Consider the following 20,491-nt stretch of genomic DNA (forward strand, 5'->3'; position numbering starts at 1 on the left):
GCATGTGTGAGTACAGATAGCAGACACAAAGGACTACTCAACGTTAGGTGACACCCGGGCACCAGTCAAACCGGCGGTCCACCGGCTGTGCACGCGTATTTTTCAACACCTGTGGACAACTGCTGTGGGTATCCTGCCGCACAGTCGCCTGTGAGAGAGCCGACAGCCCCTTGATCCGGCGGATTTCCAGCTACCACGACGGTAAATCATCCTTTAGGCTTGGCGACGGGTACTTTATCCACCAACTGTGTATAACTCTGTGGATGAAGTGCCATGGGTCCCCGCCGGGATCCCTGGTTTTCTTAGACAGCCGCGAGGCGTCATGAGAGGTTTTTGTGGGTACGGACGAAATCAACGATGTTGGCAGCTCCTGGCGCAAGGTCATTCGGACCCTGGAGACGGATGACCGGGTCACCCCGCGACAGCGTGGATTCGTTGTGCTTGCCCAGGCCCAGGGCCTGATTGGGACCACCCTGCTGGTAGCTGTTCCCAATGAGCTCACCCGGGAAGTACTGCAGACCCAGCTGAAGAACATCCTTGACGAAGTACTGCGCGGGGTCTTCCAGGCGGACATCCAGTGTGCCTTCGTTATTGACGCCGATCTCACACCGGTCGCGGAACCGGAGCCCGAACCGGAAGAACAGCCCGCCGCTCCGAGCCCCGTGCCGTCCGGGGAAAGCGCGCCGTCGCCCACTCCGCCCAGCACGAGCCAGGAATTCGGCCGGCTGAACCCCAAGTACATCTTTGAGACGTTCGTCATCGGTTCCTCCAACCGCTTCGCCCACGCCGCGGCCGTAGCCGTGGCCGAAGCTCCGGCCAAGGCCTACAACCCGCTGTTTATCTACGGTGACTCAGGGCTGGGCAAGACCCACCTGCTACATGCCATCGGCCACTATGCCCGGCACCTCTACACCGGTATCCGGGTCCGGTACGTCAATTCGGAGGAGTTCACCAACGACTTCATCAACTCCATCCGGTATGACGAAGGCGCCAGTTTCAAGCAGCTCTACCGCAACGTGGACATCCTGCTCATTGATGACATCCAGTTCCTGGCCAACAAAGATGCCACCCAGGAAGAGTTCTTCCACACCTTCAACGCACTGCACAACCACAACAAGCAGGTGGTTATCACCTCCGACCTTCCGCCCAAGCAGCTCTCCGGGTTTGAGGAACGGATGCGGTCCCGGTTCGAATGGGGCCTGCTGACCGATGTGCAGCCGCCGGAACTGGAAACGCGCATCGCCATCCTGCGGAAAAAGGCCATTGGGGACAGCCTCAGCGCGCCGGACGACGTACTTGAGTACATAGCCTCGAAAATTTCCACCAACATCCGCGAACTCGAGGGTGCCCTGATCCGCGTGACGGCGTTCGCCAGCCTGAACCGCCAGCAGGTGGACGTCGGACTTGCCGAGATTGTGCTTAAGGACCTGATTACCGACGACGGCGCGCAGGAGATCACTGCCGCGTCGATCCTGGGACAGACGGCTGCCTACTTCCAGATCAGCCTGGAAGAGCTTTGCAGCAAGTCGCGGACGCGCACCCTGGTGACCGCACGCCAGATCGCCATGTACCTGTGCCGGGAGCTGACGGATATGTCGCTTCCGAAAATCGGCCAGGAGCTGGGCGGGCGCGACCACACCACGGTTATCCACGCCGACCGGAAGATCCGCGAACTGATGGCTGAGCGCCGCGCCATCTACAACCAGGTCACGGAGCTGACCAACCGCATCAAGCAGCAGCAGCGCGAGGCCTGAACCACGGGGAAGGAGAGCCCCGCAGGGGCTCAAAATTAACATTTGTGGACAAGGGTGTGGATAACTCGGTGGACAACCCGTGGTTACCCACACTTCCCTGTGGATACGCGGAATCCCAAAAAAGTTTCCAACAGCCCCGCGGACAGCCCGTGCGGCGGATCCACAGGTTATCAACAGGCATAAACAGCCGGGACGCGGCGCTGAGGCAGGTTATCCACAGTATCCACAGGAGTTATTAACACTACGGATCTTAAGAAATTCGGTTCCACCAAATAACAACTAAGCTCAAGCACCCCTCGGACCAACCGACACGCACACCAAAAAACGCCTGGACGGGACAGACCCCTTTGTTCCGCAGGTCCACCTGCTGCAGGTAGAGGAACTCCGGTGCGGTCCGGCACCGGACCGGGCTAAGCTGTCACAGAGTATGGTTGTCATTCGCATGCACCTCGGTACGGCTCTTACCCGCCGCACCGCATCGCGGATGCTGCCCCAAGTACCACCCACCACAGCTCAAGATGAGCTGGAGACACATTCAGTTGTACTGAGAAGTACGTTGCGAAAGGCGGCACCCTTCAGTGAAGTTCAGAGTTGAGCGGGATGTCCTGGCTGAGGCCGTTACGTGGACAGCACGTTCCCTGTCCCCGCGTCCGCCGGTTCCGGTCCTTTCGGGGCTGCTGATCAAGGCTGAAAACGGTTCACTGAGCCTTGCAAGCTTCGACTACGAAATCTCAGCGCGTCTGCAGATCCCTGCGGATGTGGCCGAAGAAGGCACCATCCTGGTGTCCGGGCGCCTGCTCGCCGAAATCTGCCGCAGCCTTCCCTCCGCTCCCGTTGAGGTGGAAACCGACGGTGCAAAGGTGACGCTGACCTGCCGCAACAGCCGGTTCAATTTGGCTACCATGCCTGAGGCCGAGTACCCCGAACTGCCGGCGCTGCCTGATGTCAGCGGCGTAGTCGACGGCGATGCGTTCGCACAGGCTGTCTCCCAGGTGATCATCGCTGCCAGCCGCGATGACACCCTGCCGATCCTCACCGGCGTCCGGATGGAAATCGAAGACGATCTGATTACCTTCCTGGCCACTGACCGATACCGGCTGGCACTTCGCGAACTGGCCTGGAAACCCACCACACCGGGCATTTCCACCAGTGCCTTGGTCAAGGCAAAAACCCTGAACGAGGTAGCCAAGACCCTTGGCGGTGCAGGCGACCTGAACATTGCCCTCTCCGAAGACAGCGAGCTGATCGGCTTCGAAAGCGGGGGCCGGCGGACAACGTCTCTGCTGGTGGACGGTGACTACCCGAAGATCCGTTCCCTTTTCCCGGAGAACACACCCATCCACGCAACGGTGGAAACCCATGCCCTGGTGGAAGCTGTCCGCCGTGTTTCCCTCGTAGCCGAACGCAATACGCCGGTACGGCTGGCCTTTACCGACGGTCAGCTCACTCTTGATGCGGGTACCGGTGAAGACGCCCAGGCTTCGGAAGCCCTGGAAGCAGCACTGGTGGGCGACGACATCACCGTGGCCTTCAACCCGCACTACCTGAGCGAGGGTCTGGGTGCGTTCCCGAGCAAATACGTTCGTTTTTCCTTCACGACACCTCCCAAGCCGGCGGTCATTTCGGCGCAGGAAGAACTCACTGGTGATGACCAGGCTGACTACCGTTACCTGCTGATGCCGGTGCGCCTGCCAAACCAGTAGTCCGCCGCGGCGCATAACCGCAGTCCCGGGAGCCAAACAGAGAGAAGCTGACATGCATATCGGCCTCATTGGACTCGGGAAAATGGGCTTCGGCATGCGCGAGAGATTGCGACGTAACAATGTCGACGTAACAGGATTTGACAGGGACCCGGTCCATAGTGACGTTTCCTCGCTGACGGAACTGGTGGATGAGCTCCCTGTCCCGCGGATTGTCTGGGTGATGGTTCCGGCCGGGGATTCGACCGCCGGCACCATCACCGCGTTATCCGAGGTCCTGAGCCCGGGGGACCTGGTGATTGACGGGGGCAACTCCAGATTCACCGACGACAGCGAGAGCGCCCGGATACTTGGAAACCGGGGCATACGCTTCCTTGACTGCGGCGTCTCCGGAGGCATTCGGGGCCGGGACGAGGGCTATGCGCTGATGGTGGGCGGTGCTGCCGATGATGTACAGCGGGCAATGCCGCTCTTTGACGCGCTGCGGCCGGACGGCGAACGCGGGGACAGCTTTGTCCACGCCGGGAAAACCGGTGCCGGGCACTACGCCAAAATGGTTCATAACGGGATCGAATACGGTCTGATGCAGTCCTACGCCGAGGGATACGAACTCCTGGCAGGACAGGATGTGGTTGATGATGTTCCCGGGATCCTGGCCGCCTGGCAGCACGGCACCGTAGTGAGGTCCTGGCTGCTGGAACTTGCCGTCCAGGCCCTGCAGGAGGATCCGGATCTGGCCGGCGTCGGCGGACACATTGAGGATTCGGGGGAGGGCCGCTGGGCCGTGGAGGAAGCCGTTGCCCGCGGCATTCCCGCACCGGCCATAACGGCCGCCCTCTATGCACGGTTTGCCTCCCGCCAGCAGGACGCGCCGGCCCTTCGCATGGTCGCCGCGCTGCGCCGCCAGTTCGGCGGACATGAGGTGCGCCGCCCGGAGCACGGCGGGCCGGACGCGGGATAAGCAGTCCGCGTACAGTGGAAAGGGAGCCTGCACAGGCCACGGGGACGGGAAAGGACGAAAGAAGCACAGATGTATGTTGACCACCTGTCCCTGACCGGATACCGGAGTTATCCCCAGCTGGACGTCCGGCTTGAGCCCGGAGTGACCGTGTTCGTCGGGCCCAACGGCACCGGCAAAACGAACATTGTTGAAGCGATCGGCTATTTGGCCGGGCTTTCCTCGCACCGTGTCAGCAGTGACGCGCCGCTGGTCAATTTCGATGCAGCGCAGGCACTGATCCGGGCGCGGCTGGTCCGCGGATCCCAGGCCACCGGCGTCGAACTGGAAATCAACCCCGGACGCAGCAACCGCGCCCGCATCAACCGGGCCAATCCCGTTCGTGCCCGGGACATTCTGGGTCTGTGCAAAACGGTGCTGTTTGCCCCGGAGGACCTTGCCCTGGTCAAGGGCGATCCAGGGAGCCGACGGCGGTTCCTTGATGAGCTGATCGTTTCCCTGGTCCCCCGCCACGCCGCAACCCGTTCGGACTATGAACGGGTCCTTAAACAGCGCAACGCCCTGCTGAAATCGGCACGGGCCGCCGGCCGTTTCACCTCTGCCCATGAGGCAACGCTCGAAGTCTGGGATCAGCACATGGCAGTTGCCGGCGCCCAGCTGGTGGCGGCACGGCTGGAGGCACTGCAGCGTCTGCAGCCGCACCTGTCAGACGCGTACCGGGATCTGACGGACGGCTCGAAAACTGCCCGGGCGGTCTACCGGTCCACGCTGCAGGGTTCGGTCAATGACGACGGCGCCGTGGAAGGCGAACAGGATCCGGACGAGCTGTACGGCCTGGACGTGCCCGCCCTGACCGAGCGGTTCCTGGCTGCCTTCACCGCAAACCGGCGGCGCGAACTTGACCGGGGCATCTCCCTGGTGGGTCCCCACCGTGACGAGCTGGAACTGATCCTGGGCCAGGCGCCGGCGAAGGGCTATGCCTCGCACGGGGAAACCTGGTCCTTCGCCCTCGCTCTGCGGCTGGGCTCGTATTACCTGCTCACCAGTGACGATCCCACTCCGGGCGCAGGCCCCATCCTGATCCTGGACGATGTTTTCGCCGAGCTGGACGTGCAGAGACGGCGCAGGCTTGCCGGAATCGTCGCCGGCGCCGAACAGGTCCTGGTCACTGCTGCCGTGGGAGATGACATCCCCGAAGCACTGGCCGGCCGGATCATCACTGTGGTTCCCGGAGGCATCAGTGTGCCCGTTGCCTGAGGCTGATCCGCCGCTGCCCCCGTCAGGGGCGGGCGGTTCCCGGTTTGAGGACGCCGATGACCGGCCGGACGCCGCGCGGGAACAGCTGAACCGGATGCGCCAGGCCGCCCAGGCGCGCGGAAACCAGCGCACCCCGGCGACGCGGCGCAAGACCGGCCGCCGCCAGCAGATGCCTTTTGTCCCCGGCGAATACGTTGGACGGGACCCGCAGGGCCTGGGCAAGGTCTTCACGCGTTTTGTCAGCGAACGCGGCTGGAACTCCCCCGTGGCGGTGGGATCGGTCATCTCCCGCTGGGAGGAACTCGTGGGCAGCGAGGTCAGTGCCCACTGCACGCCTGAATCGTTCTCCGACACCACCGTGCAGGTCCGCTGCGATTCCACCGCCTGGGCCACCCAGCTGCGGCTGTTGCGGGACACCCTGATTGCCCGGTTCGATGCGGAACTCGGTCCCGGCGTCGTCACGAAAATAGACGTGATTGGCCCGGCCGCGCCAAACTGGCGCAAGGGCCTGCGCAGCGTCAAGGGCCGCGGTCCACGGGACACCTACGGATAAACCTGCGGATAAGCAGGAACAGCTTCCGTGCACCTGGCGCAGTCCGGCGGGCCGAAATCAGTGCCCGGACAGGAGCCGCCTGGGGGCCGGGAAACCCCCTGGAGCGTATCCGGCCCTATCCAGGGCGCTCCAATTCGCTGCAAAGCGTCATTATTGGCTTGTCAGAGGGTGTTTTGGACATGTTTGCTGCCTCTGGCGCGGTAGAATTGAGAGTGGAGATGCCTGTCCGCTGGGGAGGCTCAATTCTGACGAACACAAGAGGAGTCGACAGCACCTGTGGCTAACGACAATGAGATGGACAACTCAGAGGTAATACCAGAGGACCATAGCGCCCCGGAAAAGGCCACCCCCGTGGAATACGGCGCTAATGAAATTACGGTCCTTGAAGGCCTTGAAGCCGTCCGTAAGCGCCCCGGCATGTACATCGGTTCCACCGGCCCGCGCGGCCTGCACCACCTGGTCTATGAAGTGGTGGACAACTCGGTGGACGAGGCGCTGGCGGGCTACTGCGACCACATCGAGGTTGTTCTGCAGGCCGACGGCGGCGTGCGCGTCACGGACAACGGCCGCGGCATTCCCGTAGATATGCACCCCACCGAGGGAATTCCCACGGTGCAGGTGGTCATGACCATCCTGCACGCGGGCGGCAAGTTCGGCGGCGGCGGCTACGCTGTGTCCGGCGGCCTGCACGGCGTTGGCATCTCCGTGGTCAACGCCCTCTCCGCCCGGGTGGAGACTGAAGTGCGCCGGCAGGGCTTCGTCTGGCGCCAGAGCTTCGCCAACGGCGGGCATCCCGTGGGCGAGCTGCGCAAGGGCGAGCAGACCGAGGAAACCGGCACCACCCAGACGTTCTACCCGGACCCGGAGATCTTCGAGACCACCGAGTTCGACTTTGAAACCCTGCGCGCGCGTTTCCAGCAGATGGCCTTCCTGAACAAGGGCCTGCGGATCCGGCTGACCGATGAGCGCACGCTGGAAGAGGAAGCCGAAGAGATCACGGATGCTTCCGAGACGGCCGAAGATGCTGCGCCGAAGCACCGCAGCGTGGATTACCTCTACGCCGACGGTCTGCTGGACTACGTCAAGCACCTGAACTCCTCCAAGAAGGTCGAGGTTGTACACAACGACGTCATTGCCTTCGAAACCGAGGATTCGGATAAGAAGATGGCCGTGGAAATGGCCATGCAGTGGACCACCGCGTACTCCGAGAGCGTCCACACCTACGCGAACACGATCAACACCCATGAAGGCGGAACCCACGAAGAGGGTTTCCGCGCCGCCATGACGTCCCTGATCAACCGGTATGCGCGCGAGAAAAACATCATCAAGGAAAAGGATGACAACCTCACCGGTGACGACATCCGTGAGGGCCTGACCGCCGTTATCTCGGTCAAGCTTGCCGAACCGCAGTTCGAGGGCCAGACCAAGACCAAGCTGGGCAACTCCGAGGTCAAGGGCTTTGTGCAGCGCGTGGTCACCGACCAGCTCGGTGACTGGCTGGAGCGCAACCCGGGTCCGGCCCGCGACGTCATCCGCAAGTCCATCCAGGCCTCCCAGGCCCGGCTCGCGGCCCGCAAGGCGCGCGAATCCACCCGCCGCAAGGGGCTGCTGGAATCCGGCGGCATGCCGGGCAAGCTCAAGGACTGCTCCTCAAAGGACCCCTCGAAGTCCGAAATCTACATTGTGGAGGGTGACTCGGCCGGCGGTTCCGCCGTTCGCGGCCGCAACCCCGAAACCCAGGCCATCCTGCCGCTGCGCGGCAAGATCCTGAACGTGGAACGCGCCCGTCTGGACCGCGCGCTCAGCAACGCCGAAGTCCAGGCCATGATCACCGCCTTCGGCGCGGGAATCGGCGAGGACTTTGACGTGGAGAAGGCCCGCTACCACAAGATCGTGCTGATGGCCGATGCCGACGTTGACGGCCAGCACATCACCACGCTGCTGCTCACGCTGCTGTTCCGCTACATGCGCCCGTTGATTGAAAACGGTTACGTGTACCTGGCCCAGCCGCCGCTGTACCGCATCAAGTGGTCCAACCACGCCCACGACTACGTCTACAGCGACCGGGAGCGGGACGAGGTTATTGCCCGCGGCCTGGCCAACAACCAGCGCCTGCCCAAGGACAACGGCATCCAGCGTTACAAGGGCCTGGGCGAGATGGACTACACCGAGCTCTGGGACACCACCATGGACCCGGATCACCGCACGCTGCTGCAGGTCACCATGGATGACGCGGCCGCCGTCGACCAGGTCTTCTCGGTCCTGATGGGCGAAGACGTGGAGTCCCGCCGCAGCTTTATCCAGCAGAACGCCAAGGACGTGCGCTTCCTGGACATCTAGCAGTACCGGGAACCGGCCCCGCAGCCGGTGGGCAAGGACTTAGCGAACTTAGAACGGAAGCAGAACCAATGAGTGATGAGACTCCCGAGGTAACCGGGGACGAGACTCCCCTGGCCGGGACCGCACTGACTGACCGGGTCGAGCAGATTGACCTGCAGACCGAGATGCAGCGCTCCTACCTTGACTACGCCATGGCGGTCATCGTCGGCCGCGCCCTGCCGGACGTAAGGGACGGCCTGAAGCCCGTGCACCGCCGCGTGCTCTACGCGATGTTCGACGGCGGCTACCGCCCGGACCGCTCCTTCAACAAGTGCGCCCGCGTGGTCGGCGAAGTCATGGGCCAGTACCACCCGCACGGCGACTCGGCGATTTACGATGCCCTGGTCCGCCTGATCCAGGACTGGACCATGCGCTACCCGCTGGCGCTGGGCCAGGGAAACTTCGGTTCCCCCGGTAACGACGGCGCAGCCGCCCCGCGGTACACGGAAACCAAGATGGCCCCGCTGGCCATGGAAATGGTCCGGGACATCGACGAGGAAACCGTCGACTTCCAGGACAACTACGACGGCCGCAACCAGGAACCGACCATCCTGCCCTCCAGGTTCCCGAACCTGCTGGTCAACGGTTCTTCCGGTATTGCCGTGGGCATGGCCACCAACATTCCCCCGCACAACCTGCGGGAGGTGGCCGACGGCGTGCAGTGGTACCTGCAGAACCCGGACGCCCCGAATGACGTCCTGCTTGAGGAACTGATCCGCCGCGTCAAGGGTCCCGACTTCCCCACCGGCGCCACGATCCTGGGCCACAAGGGCATTGAAGACGCCTACCGCACCGGCCGCGGCTCCATCACCATGCGCGCCGTGGTCAACGTGGAGGAACTCCAGGGCCGTACCTGCCTGGTGGTCACCGAGCTCCCCTACCAGGCCAACCCGGACAACCTTGCAGTCAAGATTGCCGAACTGGTCAAGGACGGCAAGATCACCGGCATCGCCGACATGCGCGATGAAACCTCCGGCCGCACCGGCCAGCGCCTGGTAATTGTGCTCAAGCGCGACGCCGTGGCCAAGGTGGTGCTGAACAACCTCTACAAGCACACCCAGCTGCAGGAAAACTTCGGCGCCAACATGCTGGCCATTGTGGACGGCGTGCCCCGCACCCTGTCCCTGGACGCCTTCATCCGCCACTGGGTCACCCACCAGCTCGAGGTCATTGTCCGGCGCACCCGCTACCGGCTGCGCAAGGCCGAGGAAGCAGCACACATCCTGCGCGGCCTGCTCAAGGCCCTGGACGCCCTGGACGAGGTCATCGCCCTGATCCGCCGCTCCTCCACCGTGGAGGATGCCCGCACCGGCCTGATGGGCCTGCTGGAGATCGACGAGATCCAGTCCCAGGCCATCCTGGACATGCAGCTGCGCCGCCTGGCCGCACTGGAACGCCAGAAGATCCAGGACCAGCACGCCAAGCTCGAAGCCGAAATCGCCGAATACAACGTCATCCTGGCCTCCGAGGAGCGCCAGCGGGCGATTGTCAGCGAGGAACTGCAGGAAATCTCCGACAAGTACGGCGATGACCGGCGCACCAAGATCCTCATGGGCTACGACGGCGACATGAGCATGGAAGACCTCATTCCCGAAGAGGAAATGGTGGTCACCATTACCCGCGGCGGTTACGTAAAGCGGACCCGCAGCGACAATTACCGCCAGCAGGCCCGCGGCGGCAAGGGCATCCGCGGAGCCCAGCTGCGCGGCGACGACGTCGTTGAGCACTTCTTCGTCACCACCACCCACCACTGGCTGCTGTTCTTCACCAACCTGGGCCGCGTTTACCGGGCCAAGGCCTACGAACTGGCCGAGGGCGGCCGCGACGCCAAGGGGCAGCACGTAGCCAACCTGCTGGCCTTCCAGCCGGATGAGCACATTGCCCAGGTCCTCGCCCTGCCGGACTATGACACCGCCCCGTACCTGGTGCTGGCCACCAAGCGCGGCCTGGTGAAGAAGACCCGCCTGGCGGACTATGACACCAACCGCTCCGCCGGCGTCATCGCCATCAACCTGCGTGACGGCGACGAACTGGTCTCCGCCCAGCTGGTCTCCGAAACCGATGACCTCATGCTCGTTTCAAAAATGGGCCAGTCACTGCGCTTCACCGCCACCGATGAGGCGCTGCGGCCGATGGGCCGGGCAACCTCCGGCGTCACCGGCATGAAGTTCCGCGAGGATGACGAACTCCTGGCGGCCGACGTCGTCACCGAGGACTCCTTCGTCTTCACCGTGACCGAAGGCGGCTACGCCAAGCGCACCAGTGCGGATGAATACCGGGTCCAGGGCCGTGGCGGTCTCGGCATCAAGGTCGGCAAGCTGGCCGAGGACCGCGGACACCTGGTCGGTGCCATGGTGGTACAGGAAGAGGACGAAGTCCTGGTGGTGATGCAGGGCGGCAAGGTGGTCCGCTCCTCCGTGACCGGTGTGCCTGCCAAGGGCCGCGACACCATGGGAGTTATCTTCGCCAAGCCGGATAAGAATGACCGCATTATCGCAGTTGCCCGGAACTCCGAGCGGGACCTGGCGGTAGTGGAGGACGAGGACGGCGAGGGCGTAACTTCCGAGCCGGCTCCGACATCCGAGGGTGTGGAACCTGTAGCCCCCTCGGGCGATGAAGTACCGTTGTCTACAGACAAAACGGCTGAGCCAGATGCACAGCCGGAACAAGATGGAGGTAACGAGTGAGCTCGACCAACTCAAGCCCTAGGTCGTCCTCGGGCGGCGGACCGCGGGTGAAAACCCCCGCCCGTCCCGCCCAGCGTCCTGGAGGCGGTCAGAGCGCCTCGGCCAACCGCCAGCCGCTGGTAAAGCCCGTTCCGAAGGCCAAGGCCCGCAAGGCGCGCCTGCTGGTCAGCAAGATCGATCCCTGGTCTGTCCTGAAGATGGCGTTCCTGCTGTCCGTGGCCCTCGGCGTCGTTACCGTGGTGGCAGCCATTGTCCTGTGGACCGTCCTGGACCTGACCGGGATCTTTGACCGCGTCAATACCCTGTTGGGTGAGATTGCCGGCAGCGAATCCGGCGGATTCGACCTGCGTGACTTCGCTTCCCTGGGTCAGGTGGTCTCCTTTGCAACCATCATTGCGGTGGTCAACGTTCTGCTGCTGACGGCCCTGTCCATGCTCGCTGCAGTGCTGTACAACATCGCCTCCACTCTCGTGGGCGGCATTGGCGTCACCCTGACGGACGACTGATTGTGCCGGTTCCGGACGGGCTGTGACAGCCCGTCCGGAACCGAAAAACACCTCGATTTGGCGCCGCGCGGAAGGTGCGGTAAAGTCATATCTCGGCCCGAAGAGGTTCGGGGCGTATAGCTCAGGCGGTTAGAGCGCTTCGCTGATAACGAAGAGGTCCCAGGTTCAAGTCCTGGTACGCCCACGGAACACCTTGAAAAAGGTGGACCACAACGGTAAGGAGAATTCCGTGAAAAAGTTGCTCGCACTAGCGGCGGCAGCGGCCGCGGGAATCTTCGCTTTCAAGAAGTGGCAGGAAACTGCCGCAGAGAAGACCGTATGGAAGGAATCGACCGACAAGGTCGAATAACTTCGAAGAATTATCTGGCACACAGACCGGAAACGGTAGGTTATACTGGATAAGTTCTCATTTCGGGGGCATGGCGCAATTGGTAGCGCACCTGCTTTGCAAGCAGGGGGTTCGGGGTTCGAGTCCCCGTGCCTCCACCGAAACAGAAGGTCCCTGCTCTCCGGAGCGGGGACCTTCTGCGTTAACCGGCAGACCCGGAATCCCGGCCCCGGCAACGCGCTGCACTGCACTACTGTTGGCCTGTGAATATTTTCCTCGCCCTGGTGGGCGTGCTGGGTGTCTCAGCATCCGGGCCCATCATGGCGGCTACCGCCGCACCGGCCCTGGCCATCGCTTTCTGGCGCAACGCCATCGGCGCCGTATTGATGGGTGCCCCTGCGGCAGTTGTCCACCGGCGGGCCTTCCGGGCGCTTACCGGGCGGGACTACAAATGGACGGCCGTGGCAGCCATTGCCCTGGCCCTGCACTTCGCCTGCTTTATCACTGCCCTGCAGATGACCTCTGTGGCTGCGGCAACGGCACTGGTGTGCCTGCAGGCAGGGTGGATCGCCCTGTTCAACGTGCTGCGCGGCATCCGGGTGGCGCCCGTGGTGCTGCTGGGGCTGGCAGCGGCCTTCGCCGGCGTCGTCGTCATTTCCGGATTCGACCTGGGACTATCCCGTGAAGCGCTGATCGGTGACCTGCTCGCCGTTGCCGGCGGCGCCCTGGCCGGTGTCTACACGATCGCCGGGGGCAAAGCCCGCGAAACGATGGCTACGGGGACGTACACCACGCTTTGCTACGGAGCCTGCGCCGTACTCCTGCTGGGCCTCTGTGCGGCCTTCAGGCAGCCGATAATCGGTTTTCCGCCGGCAGCATGGCTGGGGATCCTGGCCGTCACGCTGGTAGCCCAGATTCTGGGGCACACCGTGTTCAACCACCTGCTGGCGGTGATCAGCCCGCTGGTGGTGTCAATGATCATCCTGCTGGAAATCCCGGGGGCTGCCATCCTGGCGGCAGTGTTCCTCCACGAGCAGCTGCCGGCAGGCACCTATGCGGGGCTGGCCCTGATTCTGGCCGGTCTTGCCGTGGTGGTGGCCGGACAGGGTCGCAACCGCAGGCGCGCCGCCGCTGCTGCCCCCGCGGTTCCCCCGGCGCCGCCGGCCCTGGGCGGAGAGCTCTAGGGCGGGGGCTGCAGACGCAGAAGGAGGGCCCCGCAGGCGGGACCCTCCTTCTCTGTGTCTGCAGTTACCGTGTCTGCAGTTACCGGCGAACCGGCAAGCTGCGGACTACTTCTTGCCGGTGTTGTTCTCCGAGTGCGCACCGGAAGGCTTTACAGCTTCCTTGGCTTCGCTGGCAGCTTCCTTGGTGTGCTTGCCGGCTTCGGAGACCTTGTCGCCGGAGCGGGAAGCAGCGCGCTCGGCTGCTTCCTTGATGCTCGCAACGGTTTCCTTGGTCTCGGAACCTGCGGTCTTGAGGTTCTCTGAAGCCTTGTCGGCTGCCTTGTCAGCGGGCGCGGAGGCGGGCTTCGGCTTGGGTACCTCAACGGGGGCCGGAGCAACCGGCTCGGCGGGCTTGGGCGCGGTAGCCGCCGGGCTGGAGGCGGGGGAAGTGCGGGCCGGCTGGGGAGCCGGAGTCTTCCACGGGTCCTCGACCGGACGGGAGGCACGCCAGGCGGCAACGCCGGCTGTGAGGGCTGCGGCGATGATGCCGAAGATCAGCCAGCCCTTTCCACCCTTCTGGTTCTTCCGTGCCTTCTTGGCAGCCTCGGCGGCGGCCTTCTGTGCGCGCTTCACGGCCTTCTTGTTACCGGTCACCTTGGCGACGGCGGTCTGTACCGGCACGTTTGCGGCCGTGAGGCTGCGCGAGACGTTGTCGGCAGTTTCACCGATGCGGGTGGACAGGGTCGGAAGGAAATCATCCACCACACGGTCCTTGGCGGTGTTCAGCGCCGGAGTTGCCCGGTCCAGAGTGCTCTGGATCCGAGGGGTGGCTTCGTCCACGGCATGGCTGATGCGCGGGCCTACCTTCTCCAGTCCGCCCTGAATACGGGGTGTGACGGTGGCAACGCCGTGGGCAATCTCGTCAGCGGCGCGCTTGATGCCGTCCTGGATTTTGGGAGAAGCAGTCTCTATCCCCTTCTCGATGCGCGGAACGGCCCAGCCTTTGGCTGCCTCGACCTTGGGCGTTGCCCAGTCCCGTGCGGTGCCAAGGCCTGCGGCGACGTTGGCTTCCAGATCATGCGTGATGCGGTCCTTCTTCAAAACTACCTCCCGGGATAGTGTCGTTTCAGCCTTAGCCTACGTGTTCCCGCGACTCTCTGCTATTGACAGCCCCAGCGAGGCCCGGTTTTCACTGTGCGCTGAACAATGCCGTTTCCGCCCATGTAAACAGGCGTCGTGGAAGAATGTCCTTATGACTGCTATTCCTACAGCAAAAGCAACCATCCACACGTCCATGGGTGACATCCGTGTCAACCTGTTCGGCAACCACGCGCCCAAGACGGTCAAGAACTTCGTCGGCCTGGCCACCGGTGAAATCGAGTGGACCGATCCGGCGACGGGCGAGAAGACCAGCCGTCCGCTCTACGACGGAACGATCTTCCACCGGATCATCAAGGACTTTATGATCCAGGGCGGCGATCCCCTCGGCCGCGGCACCGGCGGTCCCGGTTACCAGTTCGACGACGAAATCAATCCTGATCTGGACTTCTCCGCGCCGTACAAGCTGGCCATGGCCAACGCCGGAGTACAGATGGGCCGGGGCACCAACGGTTCCCAGTTCTTCATCACCTCCGTGCCCACCACCTGGCTGCAGGGCAAGCACACCATCTTCGGTGAAGTGGCCGACGACGAGTCCCGCGCCCTGGTGGACCAGCTCAACGCAGTAGCCACCGACGGCCGCGACAAGCCGACCGAAGACGTGGTCATCAACAGCATCACCGTCGAGCAGCTCTAGCCTGTCCGGCGCTGCCCCGGCCGGATTCTCCGGCCGGGGCATTTCCTCTATCCGGGAGTTCTGAGCAATGTCATATGGTGTGCCGGCCGAGGTGCCGGCGTCGAAGGTACCTGTATGCCCCCGCCATCCGGATCGGGTCAGCTATATCCGCTGCCAGCGCTGCGGGCGTCCGGCCTGCCCGGAATGCCAGCACAATGCCGCAGTAGGCGTCCAGTGTGTGGACTGCTTCAATGCGCAGAAAAAAGACCAGCCGGTCTACCGCACCCCGTATGGAGGACAGGTAGCCCGGAACGGAAAACCCGTTGTCACCATCACCATCATGGCGGTCTGTGCAGCCGTATTCCTGCTGCAGCAGGTGGTGCCGTCCTTTACCTCCGCCTTCCAGTACGTTCCCTGGGCGACTGATGCCGAGCCGTGGCGGATGCTTACATCCGCGTTCCTGCACTCCCAGACCGGGATAGTCCACATCGCGTTCAACCTGTATGCGCTCTGGTTCCTGGGCCGCAGCCTGGAACCGCTCTTCGGCCGGACCAGGTTCGCGCTGCTGTACCTGATCTCGGCCTTCGGCGGTTCCGTGGGCGTGATGTACCTGGCCGCGGCAAACGTGGCCGTGGTGGGAGCTTCCGGGGCTGTCTTCGGGCTCTTCGGCGCGCTCTTTGTGGTAATCCGCCAGCGCCGCGGTGAACTTCGCTCTCTGCTGATCCTGCTGGGACTGAACCTGGTCATAGGTTTTGTTTTCCCCGGAATTGCCTGGCAGGCCCACGTGGGCGGCCTCCTTACCGGCGCAGCCTGTGCCGCCGTGCTGGCCTACGCACCCAAAGGCAAACACCGGACCGCGATCCAGTTTGCCGGGCTGGCAGCCCTTGCGCTGGTGCTGGTGGCCGCTGCCGTGCTGTGGGCACCGCCGCTCTGGATTTCACCGGTCTGAACCGCCGTACGGTCCCCGCTGTGCCCGCCGGTCAATCCGGCGGGCACAGCTGTTTAAGCCGAGGGAAGCCCGCAAAAGTTATCCACAGGGATACCCACAGTGTTAATAACTAACAGTGGTGTAGTTCTGGTTCGGTGGAGACCATCCACAGGGTTATCCATAGCCTGTGAAGACTTACACACATGTAATTCCACAGGTGTGGATAACCTCGATCCCTTTATTTGCAAGGAAGTTGGCAAAGTAACCCACAGAGTTTCCCACACCTGTGGATAACTCCGTGCACAAGCTGTGAACAACGTGGTTTAAGGGGATAGTGCGTGCCTGAGGCACAAAAAAACTCCCCGACGCCCGTTAGGGCACCGGGGAGCAGGGGTCCGCGAAGGGCTATCGCCAGCGGGTTGTCATAAGGAACCCGACGATGGCGATGCCGAATCCGACCAGAATGTTGCTGGCGCCCAGCGCCGGGATCGGGAACTGTCCCTGGGTGATGTAGTAGGTGATGATCCACAGCAGGCCGACGATCATCAGGCCGAACATGACGGGTTTGTACCAGACAGGGTTCGGCTTGGGCGCTGACGGTGCAGCAGCGGGGGCAGCAGCGGCCTTGGCGGACTTCTTGCGGGATTTGGACTCAGGCACGGATCCTCCTGGGGAACCGGCTTACACAAATGCCGGTGGTTTTGTAGTCGCGGACTGGGACGGGGCCGGTGCGCAGCGAGGCATTGTTGGTCAACACTGTCTGCGATGCGGCCTGCTCGGATGCTCCCCTTCCTGCCATCCTAGCGAATTCCCGGCGCAGAGTATCCTTGGTTCGTCGGACGGTGCCAGCTGTCCGAAACTAAGGAGAGTCCTTGGCCGAGTCCCCAGCCACCGAACAGGCCCGTCGCGGTGCCCGCAGCACACCTCCCCGGTACCGCAGGCAGTCCGGGGGCAAAGTGCGCATGGCCGTTCAGGTGGCCGGCGAACTGCTGATTACGGCAGGACTTATCCTTGTCCTCTTTGTGGCCTGGCAGCTGTGGTGGACGAACATTGAGTCCGGCCGTGCCCAGCAGGACGCCATCCGGGACCTGGTGCAGGATTTCGAGCTGCCAGCGGACGATCCGGCACCGGCCGGCCAGGACTACGGTGATCCGGTGGTTCTTGCTCCGGTGGATACCGAGGGCGACACTTTTGCCATTGTTTACGTTCCCCGGTTCGGTTCTGACTATGCCGTGCCGGTCAGCAGCGGGGTGGGCACAGCGGTCCTGGACCGGCTGGGACTGGGACACTACCCCTCCACGGCCATGCCCGGAGGCATAGGCAACTTTGCGGTGGCCGGCCACCGGCAGACCCACGGTAAATCCCTTGACGCCATCCACACCCTGGTGCCCGGCGACCGGGTTTATGTTCAGACCCGGGACGGGTATTACACCTACGTCTACCGCAATACCCAGGTGGTGCTGCCCAACCGGGTGGATGTGATCGCGCCCGTCCCCACGGATCCTGCCGCCGTACCCACCGAACGGTTCCTTACCCTGACCAGCTGCAACCCGCGCTTCGGTTCCCAGGAACGCATCATCGCCTATGCGGCGATGGACTCCTGGCTGCCGCTCTCCGCCGGTCCCCCGGCCGAGATAGCCGACACGGTTGCCGCCAACACCACCGGAGGTCGCTAAAATGTATGGATGGATCTTCCGGCACCTTCCGGGTCCGCTGTGGGTCCGGATTCTCCTGTCCGCGGTGCTGATAGCAGCGGCCGTGCTGGCGCTCATGGAATATGTCTTTCCATGGCTCGCGGAGAACAGCTTCTTTCCCTCCTCTGAGGACTCAACGATTGGCGGTTCCTAGCACTATGAGCACCCGTATCCTGGTGATCGATAATTACGACAGTTTTGTCTATACCCTGGTGGGCTACCTTCAGGAGCTGGGCGCCGACACCACTGTTGTCCGCAACGATGACCTCAGCATCGGGGACGCGGTGAAGCTCGCTGCCGAACACGACGGTGTGTTGGTCTCCCCCGGGCCGGGTACACCTGCGGAGGCCGGCGTCAGCGTGGAGCTGATCCGCTGGTGCGGGGACACGGGAACACCCATGCTGGGGATTTGTCTGGGGCACCAGGCACTGGCAGAGGCCTACGGCGGGACGGTCACCCATGCCCCGGAACTGATGCACGGGAAAACCTCCCGGGTGGAACACGGCGGCCGGGATGTGTTTGCCGGACTGCCCAGTCCCCTGACCGCCACCCGGTACCACTCACTGGCTGCCGTGGCGGACAGTATTCCCGCTGATTTGGAAGTAACCGCACGCACCGCCAGCGGAATCATCATGGGCCTGCGGCACGCGGCGGCCCCCCTGTCCGGCGTGCAGTTCCACCCCGAATCAGTCCTGACCGAAGGCGGGTACCAGATGCTGGGCAACTGGCTCGAATCCGCCGGCCTCAGCGGGGCAGCGGCCCATGCCGCCACCCTCAGCCCGCTCATTTCAACCACCGCAGCGTCGGCGTAGGAGAAATCCCTGCGGCCGCCGCCGTCGGTTGGCGGCGGCCCCGCCAGCTTCAATTAGCGGCGGCGACCCTGGGATGCGCTGGTGGACGCCGGCGTGCTGGAAGCTGACGGCGACGGGCTGGGGCTTTCCTCCGGAGCAGGTGCCTTCGCCACTGACAGGAAGACCGTGCTGCTGGGCGCTATCTTGGTGCCCGGCGCAACGCTCTGTTCTATGACCGTGCCGGGTTCAGCATCTGCGGACTCAACCTCGGTGAGCTTGGGGGTAAGCAGGAAATCCGGGCCCAGCAGGGTTTCTTCCGCCTGCTCCGCCGGCATTCCGAGCACATCGGGAACGCTGACCAGACCGTTGGAAAGCACAATATCCACTTCCGATCCAACCGGTACCGAGGTGCCGGCCGCCGGCTCGGTTCCCAGGACCCGTCCGTCCGGCACGGTGGAGCTGTCAGCTTCGGTGGTTGTTCCGCCCTTGAGGTTGAGGCTGCGCAGGGCATCCCGCGCCGCTGATTCGGTCATGCCGGCAAGGTTTTCCGGGATCACGGCGCTGGAGGGCCCCTTGGACACGAAGAGAGTGACGCTCTCCTCCAATGGAACCTTGGCACCTGCTGCCGGGGACGTGCGGATGGCCAGTCCCGAGGCCACGTCGCCGCTGTATTCCTCAGTGATGGTGGGCGGGCCGAAACCGGCTTCAATGATGGCGTTCATCGCGTCGGTCTGGGATTTCTCCTCCACAGCCGGCATCACCGCGGTGGGCGGTGCCGGAGGCTCGGCATTCAAGGTGTTCCAGCCGACGAATCCGACGACGCCGAGAACCAGCACCAGCAGGACAACAAAGACCGTGGTCCACGCCGTGCGCCGGGCTTTCTGCTGCGGATCACGGTCGCCGGTGGAACCGATGGCGAGGGCGGGGTGGTCCTCCCCGTCGGAATCGTCGTGGTTGCCGTCTGCGGTCAGCGAACCACCGGCAAGGACCTTCGCCATGGCCCGGGTGCGGGGTTCCTCCACCGGTTCGGAGGAAACGGCTTCGGTAACCGGCCCGGTGCTGCCGGCCTGCCCTTCACCGCCCGAGCGGTCCCCCGCCGGAACACTGATGGCCTGTGTGGCCGCTGTGGCGGGCCCGCCGTCACGGACGGCCAGCAGGGCCTCACGGAATTCACGGGCCGTCTGGTAGCGGTGGTTACGGTCCTTTGCCAGACCGCGCTCCAGGATGCTGTCCAGGGCGGCGGGAACCTCCGGATTCAGGCTGCTGGCGGCAACCGGCTGTTCGCGCACGTGCTGGTAGGCAACCGAGACGGGACTCTCGCCCACAAAGGGCGGCCGTCCGGTCAGCAGCTCAAAAAAGAGACACGCAGCAGAATACAGGTCACTGCGGGCATCAACGGTTTCACCGCGAGCCTGCTCGGGAGAAAGGTACTGGGCGGTGCCGATGACGGCCTGCGTCTGGGTCATGGTGGCAGCCGAATCTGCCATGGCACGGGCGATGCCGAAATCCATGACCTTGACCCCGCCGTCGGTCGTAACCATCACATTGGCGGGCTTGATATCGCGGTGCACAATCCCCGAGCGGTGGCTGTAATCCAGGGCTGCAAGCACACCCAGGACGTACTCTACCGAGCGGTCGATGGTTAGCTCGCCGCCCTTGATCAGGTCCCGCAGGGTCCGGCCCGGCACGTACTCCATCACGATGTACGGCAGCCGGACATCGTCCCGGGTGGCCGGTGACTCCTGATCGCCGGTGTCATATACCGAAACCACTGAGGGATGGTTTAGGCCCGCTACGGCCTGGGCCTCGCGGCGGAACCGGGACTGGAACAGCGGGTCCCTGGCCAGATCCGGACGCAGCACTTTGATGGCAACCGTCCGACCCAGCCGGATGTCCCGGCCGAGGTAGACGTCCGCCATGCCTCCGCGCCCAATCAATTCACCAACCTCGTAACGTCCGTTCAGGACGTTGTCGGTGTTGAGGGTGGGCTGCCCTCGAAGGAAGTCTGCGCTCATATTC

General features: G+C 63.7%; 18 protein-coding genes and 2 tRNA genes. 17 read left to right on the forward strand and 3 right to left on the reverse strand.

What is annotated here, in order from left to right; translation table 11 throughout:
* Positions 1–335: 335 nt before the first annotated feature.
* The 12 genes from dnaA (at position 336) to MUK71_RS00060 (ending at position 13,306) form a co-directional block, all read left to right on the forward strand.
* Positions 336–1,754: a chromosomal replication initiator protein DnaA gene (gene dnaA / locus MUK71_RS00005; RefSeq protein WP_227903121.1), complete on the forward strand. Its 1,419-nt coding sequence runs from the start codon at positions 336–338 to the stop codon at positions 1,752–1,754.
* A 578-nt stretch (positions 1,755–2,332) separates the two neighbouring features.
* Positions 2,333–3,457, forward strand: a complete 1,125-nt coding sequence (gene dnaN, locus MUK71_RS00010; protein WP_227903122.1) for a DNA polymerase III subunit beta — start codon at positions 2,333–2,335, stop codon at positions 3,455–3,457.
* Positions 3,458–3,509: 52 nt separating this feature from the next.
* Positions 3,510–4,415, forward strand: a complete 906-nt coding sequence (gene gnd / locus MUK71_RS00015; protein ID WP_227928129.1) for a phosphogluconate dehydrogenase (NAD(+)-dependent, decarboxylating) — start codon at positions 3,510–3,512, stop codon at positions 4,413–4,415.
* Between the two features lie 69 nt (positions 4,416–4,484).
* A complete protein-coding gene (gene recF, locus MUK71_RS00020) occupies positions 4,485–5,669 on the forward strand; it encodes a DNA replication/repair protein RecF (RefSeq protein WP_227928127.1) in 1,185 nt (394 codons plus the stop codon).
* The gene (locus tag MUK71_RS00025) at positions 5,653–6,222 is read left to right on the forward strand and encodes a DciA family protein (protein WP_423724602.1); all 570 of its coding nucleotides are present in this window, start codon (positions 5,653–5,655) and stop codon (positions 6,220–6,222) included. The genes recF and MUK71_RS00025 overlap by 17 nt, the downstream gene beginning before the upstream one ends.
* Positions 6,223–6,516: 294 nt before the next feature.
* A complete protein-coding gene (gene gyrB, locus MUK71_RS00030; RefSeq protein WP_227928183.1) occupies positions 6,517–8,562 on the forward strand; it encodes a DNA topoisomerase (ATP-hydrolyzing) subunit B in 2,046 nt (681 codons plus the stop codon).
* A gap of 68 nt (positions 8,563–8,630) precedes the next feature.
* The gene (gene gyrA, locus MUK71_RS00035; RefSeq protein ID WP_227903125.1) at positions 8,631–11,288 is read left to right on the forward strand and encodes a DNA gyrase subunit A; all 2,658 of its coding nucleotides are present in this window, start codon (positions 8,631–8,633) and stop codon (positions 11,286–11,288) included.
* A complete protein-coding gene (locus MUK71_RS00040; RefSeq protein WP_227903126.1) occupies positions 11,285–11,794 on the forward strand; it encodes a DUF3566 domain-containing protein in 510 nt (169 codons plus the stop codon). Before gyrA ends, MUK71_RS00040 begins: the two co-directional genes overlap by 4 nt.
* 110 nt (positions 11,795–11,904) lie before the next feature.
* Positions 11,905–11,978 (forward strand) — tRNA-Ile (locus MUK71_RS00045).
* Between the two features lie 45 nt (positions 11,979–12,023).
* Positions 12,024–12,143 (forward strand): DLW-39 family protein, encoded by a 120-nt coding sequence (locus MUK71_RS00050; RefSeq protein ID WP_227903127.1) that lies wholly within the window; start codon positions 12,024–12,026, stop codon positions 12,141–12,143.
* A 64-nt stretch (positions 12,144–12,207) separates the two neighbouring features.
* Positions 12,208–12,280 (forward strand) — tRNA-Ala (locus MUK71_RS00055).
* Positions 12,281–12,385: 105 nt separating this feature from the next.
* Positions 12,386–13,306, forward strand: a complete 921-nt coding sequence (locus tag MUK71_RS00060; RefSeq protein ID WP_227928125.1) for a DMT family transporter — start codon at positions 12,386–12,388, stop codon at positions 13,304–13,306.
* Positions 13,307–13,411: 105 nt separating this feature from the next.
* Here the strand turns inward: MUK71_RS00060 and MUK71_RS00065 are convergent, their stop codons facing one another.
* Positions 13,412–14,386, reverse strand: coding sequence for a hypothetical protein (locus MUK71_RS00065; RefSeq protein WP_227928124.1), 975 nt, complete (start codon positions 14,384–14,386; stop codon positions 13,412–13,414).
* A 151-nt stretch (positions 14,387–14,537) separates the two neighbouring features.
* On the opposite strand from MUK71_RS00065, the gene MUK71_RS00070 reads away from it, so the two are divergent.
* Both MUK71_RS00070 and MUK71_RS00075 read left to right on the forward strand, forming a co-directional pair.
* Positions 14,538–15,080 carry a peptidylprolyl isomerase gene (locus MUK71_RS00070; protein ID WP_227903130.1) on the forward strand — a complete coding sequence of 181 codons (543 nt, stop codon included), beginning with the start codon at positions 14,538–14,540 and terminating at the stop codon, positions 15,078–15,080.
* A 217-nt stretch (positions 15,081–15,297) separates the two neighbouring features.
* The gene (locus MUK71_RS00075; protein ID WP_341482022.1) at positions 15,298–16,008 is read left to right on the forward strand and encodes a rhomboid family intramembrane serine protease; all 711 of its coding nucleotides are present in this window, start codon (positions 15,298–15,300) and stop codon (positions 16,006–16,008) included.
* Positions 16,009–16,392: 384 nt separating this feature from the next.
* Here the strand turns inward: MUK71_RS00075 and MUK71_RS00080 are convergent, their stop codons facing one another.
* Entirely contained in the window at positions 16,393–16,647 is a 255-nt protein-coding gene (locus tag MUK71_RS00080; protein WP_227903132.1) for a cell division protein CrgA, read from the reverse strand.
* A gap of 302 nt (positions 16,648–16,949) precedes the next feature.
* Here MUK71_RS00080 and MUK71_RS00085 point away from each other — a divergent pair, with 302 nt between their 5' ends.
* The 3 genes from MUK71_RS00085 to MUK71_RS00095 are packed head-to-tail and all read left to right on the forward strand — an operon-like array spanning position 16,950 to position 18,493.
* Positions 16,950–17,663: a class E sortase gene (locus tag MUK71_RS00085; protein WP_227903258.1), complete on the forward strand. Its 714-nt coding sequence runs from the start codon at positions 16,950–16,952 to the stop codon at positions 17,661–17,663.
* Between the two features lies 1 nt (position 17,664).
* Positions 17,665–17,835 (forward strand): hypothetical protein, encoded by a 171-nt coding sequence (locus MUK71_RS00090; protein WP_227903133.1) that lies wholly within the window; start codon positions 17,665–17,667, stop codon positions 17,833–17,835.
* A 4-nt stretch (positions 17,836–17,839) separates the two neighbouring features.
* Positions 17,840–18,493: an aminodeoxychorismate/anthranilate synthase component II gene (locus MUK71_RS00095; RefSeq protein ID WP_227903134.1), complete on the forward strand. Its 654-nt coding sequence runs from the start codon at positions 17,840–17,842 to the stop codon at positions 18,491–18,493.
* Between the two features lie 53 nt (positions 18,494–18,546).
* Here MUK71_RS00095 and pknB read toward each other — a convergent pair whose 3' ends face one another.
* Entirely contained in the window at positions 18,547–20,487 is a 1,941-nt protein-coding gene (gene pknB, locus MUK71_RS00100) for a Stk1 family PASTA domain-containing Ser/Thr kinase (RefSeq protein ID WP_227903135.1), read from the reverse strand.
* Between the last annotated feature and the right edge of the window lie 4 nt (positions 20,488–20,491).

Source organism: Arthrobacter zhangbolii (assembly GCF_022869865.1).
Taxonomy (GTDB): Bacteria; Actinomycetota; Actinomycetes; order Actinomycetales; family Micrococcaceae; genus Arthrobacter_B; species Arthrobacter_B zhangbolii.